Source organism: Endozoicomonas sp. ONNA1 (assembly GCF_024606325.1).
In the GTDB taxonomy this organism is placed as follows: Bacteria; Pseudomonadota; Gammaproteobacteria; order Pseudomonadales; family Endozoicomonadaceae; genus Endozoicomonas_A.
In genome coordinates, this window is record NZ_JAHHPN010000931.1 from 1 (window position 1) to 5,032 (window position 5,032).

General features: G+C 47.8%; 7 protein-coding genes. 6 read left to right on the top strand and 1 reads right to left on the bottom strand.

What is annotated here, in order from left to right; all coding sequences use genetic code 11:
• Positions 1–1,648: hypothetical protein (locus KDK19_RS22250; RefSeq protein WP_257292976.1), on the bottom strand; the 1,648-nt coding region annotated here is incomplete at its 3' end.
• Positions 1,649–1,843: 195 nt separating this feature from the next.
• On the opposite strand from KDK19_RS22250, the gene KDK19_RS22255 reads away from it, so the two are divergent.
• The 6 genes from KDK19_RS22255 to KDK19_RS22280 form a co-directional block, all read left to right on the top strand.
• Positions 1,844–2,152 carry a DUF2288 domain-containing protein gene (locus KDK19_RS22255; RefSeq protein WP_257252686.1) on the top strand — a complete coding sequence of 103 codons (309 nt, stop codon included), beginning with the start codon at positions 1,844–1,846 and terminating at the stop codon, positions 2,150–2,152.
• Positions 2,153–2,157: 5 nt separating this feature from the next.
• Positions 2,158–2,574 carry an alternative ribosome rescue aminoacyl-tRNA hydrolase ArfB gene (arfB, locus tag KDK19_RS22260; RefSeq protein ID WP_257280099.1) on the top strand — a complete coding sequence of 139 codons (417 nt, stop codon included), beginning with the start codon at positions 2,158–2,160 and terminating at the stop codon, positions 2,572–2,574.
• Between the two features lie 706 nt (positions 2,575–3,280).
• Entirely contained in the window at positions 3,281–3,805 is a 525-nt protein-coding gene (locus tag KDK19_RS22265; RefSeq protein WP_257292977.1) for a bZIP transcription factor, read from the top strand.
• 176 nt (positions 3,806–3,981) lie between these two features.
• On the top strand, positions 3,982–4,200 hold the full coding sequence (locus KDK19_RS22270) for a hypothetical protein (RefSeq protein WP_257292978.1): 219 nt from the start codon (positions 3,982–3,984) through the stop codon (positions 4,198–4,200).
• On the top strand, positions 4,190–4,366 hold the full coding sequence (locus KDK19_RS22275; protein ID WP_257292979.1) for a hypothetical protein: 177 nt from the start codon (positions 4,190–4,192) through the stop codon (positions 4,364–4,366). The genes KDK19_RS22270 and KDK19_RS22275 overlap by 11 nt, the downstream gene beginning before the upstream one ends.
• A 91-nt stretch (positions 4,367–4,457) precedes the next feature.
• On the top strand, positions 4,458–5,032 hold a 575-nt coding region (locus KDK19_RS22280; protein ID WP_257292980.1), incomplete at its 3' end, for a hypothetical protein.

Consider the following 5,032-nt stretch of genomic DNA (forward strand, 5'->3'; position numbering starts at 1 on the left):
CAAGTAGTTTTTTTTGTATGCCCGGAGTGACAACCCGGAGCACTTGCGCAGAGTATTCAACCGGCAACCCTTTCTGATGTATTAACCTTATCAGTTCCAGTGTTTGCTGCTCATCCCTTAAAACGTCAGGGTGAAGCTCAAAATAGTTGATAACGGGCTGAAGTAACCGTGTTGCACGGGTCGAGGGTTTGTGTCTCAGGTAGTCGTGGTATGAACACTCAGCAGAGCGCAAGCTGATTGCTTTAAAAGTGGATGGCGGCAAGGATTTGAAGAGTTGCAGGAACTCAGCAAACCAGTTGACATTCAAAGGGAATTTTCCGTCTAAATGATTCTGCATACAACTCATCAGATGCTCAGAAGCGGTTAGCTTGAGCAGGGCGCTGCGTTGGGCTCTGGCCAGTTGACAGTCTTCCGCTTTGGAGATGCTGGCTGATGCTAATTGCTCGCAATGATGTCGGTATAACAGCAACAGCGGTGTTGCGCCGCTGTTGTCCTGTTGATTGGCCAGAGTCCCGGCGGGCAAGTACTGAAACAACTCGTCATAGCGAGGGGTATAAGCTTTCAGCCAGGAAGAATTGCATACCTCTCCGTGAGCTTTCATGCTTGGCAGTGCTGTCACCATAAGGTGCAAAATATTACCGCCGTTATTAAACTGATGCCCAAGTATTGTGGGAGAGGAGCCCGCCAGCAACCGCTTAAACAGTTCCCACTGGCCTAATACAAAGGCAGATACCAGAAGCTGTTCCCGCTCCTTATCATCCAGCTTTTTCAGTTCTTTCAGAATCAGTTTTTCATGCCTTTGTAGATTAACTTCCAGTGTAGAAAGCTGAAATGTAAAAAACTCTGAAGCCAGGGCAGTGGTGATTCCCTGAAGGAAATCCTGTGACGCCTCTGGGTTGCCATGCCTGATGCCCAGTGATTCGAAAATAGCTGTTATCAGGTACGGTGCTGAACCCTCCGAAAGTCGCAGAGATTTATTGAGTTGCTCAAGAAATATGTGATGTTTTTTCAGCTCACTCAAAAGCTCATGGGCAACTTCCTTTAGGTACATACGAGGCAGATATGTTTCCAGAATTTCCATAAAGCCCGGATCAGCCTGAAACATCATTCTTTTGGCATCCTTGTCAAGAATCTTCTGCACGGTTTCAAGGCGTGTGTTAGCAAAGAGTTGTTTTAATAATTGGGAGGGGATCTGTATTTTATAATTCATCGACACCCCCTCAAGTCCCAGCCCCAAATCAGCCAGGGTTTTCAGAACGGAAGTATTTTCAGGAAGTCCAGGCTCCTCGGCGAGGTAGTTGACCAGTTTTTGCAGGGACTGTAGATAGAGTTTTTCATCCTCCCCAGGACGGTTGTGACTCATCCTGTTAAGATCATACTGGGCATTTTCTACAAATTTTTGAAATTTTTTATTGCCAAATGGAACATCAATTTTGCCCAGTGCATCCTGAACATGGGATATCCATTCACGACGCTGGTCACGAGTGGAAGTGATGTGTCGCTGCTGTAAAGAGTAACCAGAGAGCCCACCCGATCGAGCTGTCTGGTTGCTCAAGCCCAAAGTGGACGCAGGGGGGGAAACCACTGTTTCCGGTTCGGTCCAGCCGGGCAGGTGTAAGGGTGGAGTATTGGTCATCCGTGGCGGCATAATTTATTCCCTCAATAATTTGGTTTTTTGAAACGCCTGAATGAATAGACCGCTAAAGGTTGATTTCGTTCAAAAAGTGGAAAATCATGCCCGATCCCGGGAGTTTGATGGAGGTTAAGCCCTGACTGGCTGAAAAAACCATGGATGTGGTAGTCTCTGCCCTTATTTAACGTTAATCAGACAGACAGATTATTAATGAGTGATTCTGTAGACCCCAATGAGCTGAACAAAGCCAAACTCAACCTGGAAACCGCAAAAATTGCCTGGGAAGACCTTCAGCGCTACTTTGCTTCCGGCCACCTTCTGGCGGTTGCTCCGGATCTGGATATTGTTGCCGTCGCTCACAGCATCTCCATTGATGATAAAGCGACAGTAGAAGCCTGGTTGAATGAAAAAAAACTGGGACCGGTCAGTGACGATCAGGCCAGAAACTGGCATGAGCAAAAAGCGGATTTATGGGCCGTGGTGGTGCGACCGTGGGTGCTCGTTCAGGATAGAAACTGAGTGATATGCTGAAGATTTCCAATACCGTTACGATTCCCTCCGATGACATTGAGTTTAATTTTGTCCGTGCCCAGGGGGCGGGGGGACAGAACGTGAATAAAGTTTCTTCGGCGGTCCACTTAAGGTTTGATATCAGAGCTTCTTCCCTTCCTGACTTTTATAAAGAACGGCTTCTGACTTTCAATGACCAGAGGATTTCTTCCGAAGGCGTCATTGTGATCAAGGCACAGTCGTTCAGAACTCAGGAGAAAAATCGTCAGGATGCTCTGAATCGATTACTGGGTCTGATTCAAAAGGCGACGGTGGTGACTAAAAAAAGAAAAGCTACCAGGCCTACCCGTTCTTCGCAGAAAAAACGCATGGATCGAAAGCATCAGCGTGGTCAGACAAAAGCATTGAGGGGGCAGGTAAAAGGCTGGTAATGAGACTCAGATAAACCGACAACCATTCATTCCAATAGTTTACTGATCCCTTAACCGTCCTGTGGAAATCATTTGCGCATTCCACTCAGGAACTTTATCGCCACCCGATGACTCCAATACAATCAGCCAGTGTGCTCGCAAAAATGAGCCACAGAGTGGATGTGGCGATACAGCTCGACTGGCACAAAGCCTATGAGGACAAAAAGGGAGATCCGCTCGGGCTGAATGAATGGAAATTTGAGGATGACCCGTTTGACGAATAGGGAGAGGCTGCCTGCCGATACCCCCAATAGATGAATCTACTTCCGCGCCCGCCCCGGACAATGGTGCTTGCGGAACAGTCGTTTTCAAAAAAAGCACTCAACTCACTCCGGTGAACAACCAATCCGAACCCCTTCAGGAAAAAGGTACTCAAGTAACAGAGTTGTCAGATTTACTGTCAGAAACGGAACATTCCGTTGTGGAGAGTGTCTAGGCTTTATGAGTCATGGAATGCACAGGAATAGGAACAATGGATAGGCTTTCGACTTCGGACACATCCTCATTGAATCTTGTGTCGACAAAAGACGCTGGGGCCAGTGAGGATAAAACGGATAAGGCTGGCGCAAAATACAGTGTTGTGACACAGGATCATTGTTATATCAGACTTCCGCAGGAGCCTACTGATACAGCAACGACCAGAGGAAAAAAAGCTGTTCTGAAAAGAGTGGCAACTCCTTACGTCACCCCAGAGCCTCCTGCAAGAAAAGTATTGAAGTCTTCATCAACAGCCGGGAGCCTACCGGGTTGTAGCTACGGCAATGCCTGTCAGCTTCATCGAGTTGTACAGGAAGGTGGTGTTATAAAAGTCGAAACAGAAACTGTTTCCGGGAAACCAGGGCCTTCTTCATCCACAGCAGTTGGAAGCAATAAGCCAAGGGGCAAAAAAGCAAGACCATTTGAAGTAAGAAGGCAGATGAACAGGGATGCTGCTCGAAAATTTAGAGAAAATACAAAAATTCGCATGGAATACTTGCAAGAAGAAGCGGATAACCTTCGAATGCAAAATTTGCTTCTGACTGTTCAGAACATTGAACTGACAGACAAGATTTGCAATACGGAGGAAGAAAATCGGATTTTAAGTCAATTAGTCTCAGAGAAGGAATCTGTATCTAAGAAAACTGAATTTGTTCCTGGTTACTTCGAACTGGATGATCAAGGAATATTTGATACCGATGATGATGCCAGCTAAGTTCCTGCTGCATGTTTGACACCTTCTCAAAATAAGGGGTTCTGAACTCATTCGATAAATCCCCAACCAAGGACAACCGGGTGAAAGTGCGGAAACATGGCCGGTTATCGAATGAGCGTAAAACCCCGTACTTCCGGGAGGCTGACCGAGAATAGCACCCGTCCGGGCCCCCGGGTGTGATCAGGCGTGATGAACGACCGGCAGTCAGGCAAGGGCCAAAGACCCGGCAGGCAGGAAACAACAGGGCAAGACCTCTGCAGCCACCCGGAGTGATTCGCAGTCTTGTCAGATCAGGCAAACCATTAAAGCCAGAAGTCTGGGCATCACTGGAACACTATGCCCATAATGACCAGCTCACTGCCAACCCTCATTCAGCCACCATCTGTGATCAATGAACTGAACTTTGACGCGGCGATGAAGGCATTGAATCGTTTTCAGGAGCTGGAAGAAAAAGAACTTGAAATGTTGGAACTTTATCGCCATCAGATGGCTCCAATACAATTCGCCACAGTGCTAAAAAAAATGAGCGATAGAGCGGATGTGGCGACACAACTCGAATAGCACAAAGCCTGTGAGGATAAAAGAGCGATCCGCCCGGGCAGAATGAATGGCTATTTGAGGATGACCCATTGGGCGAATAGAGAGATATTTCATGCCGTTACCCCCAACAGATGGGTCTACACCCCCACCCCCGGACAATGGTGCTTTGGCAAGCAGTGCTTCTCAAGAAGAGGGCTCTCAAAAAAAAGGTGCTCAACAACCAAAAAGAAAGCGCACCCGGGCAGGACGTCAGGCTGAGCCGACAGCGGGTGCCTCCAATATACCTCAGCATCAACAGAGTCCTGAACATCCATCACCAAAACTAAGGCGAGTTGATCAGGATCGCCGGAGTGTGGTCTCAGCCAGTGAGAGTCTGAACCCTGCCGCCACTCAGACGGACCCGGCTCCGATAGAGGAGACGATTGAATCCATGGAGGATGAAGATTCTGAAGACGCCACAGACATTCCCCCCGAGGTGCTCTCGGTGTTGGTACCCAGGCATCAGGGCATATTACAGAGACACTATAGCGGTGAAAATCCAGATACCGCTGAACGTGCGGGAAGGGTGGTCCAAAGTGCTAAAAAACTGCTGAAAACCCTCCGGATAAGAAAGATCGGATTTTCTTACAACAGGGACAAGCCGCCATTGCCCACCCTTTTTGCCAGGATGAAAGTGTTTAGCATTAT

Bases quoted from the DNA above. Each gene is read 5' to 3' on its own strand.
- KDK19_RS22255 (WP_257252686.1), top strand. From the start codon at position 1,844: ATGAGTGATTCTGTAGACCCCAATGAGCTGAACAAAGCCAAACTCAAC.
- arfB (WP_257280099.1), top strand. From the start codon at position 2,158: ATGCTGAAGATTTCCAATACCGTTACGATTCCCTCCGATGACATTGAG.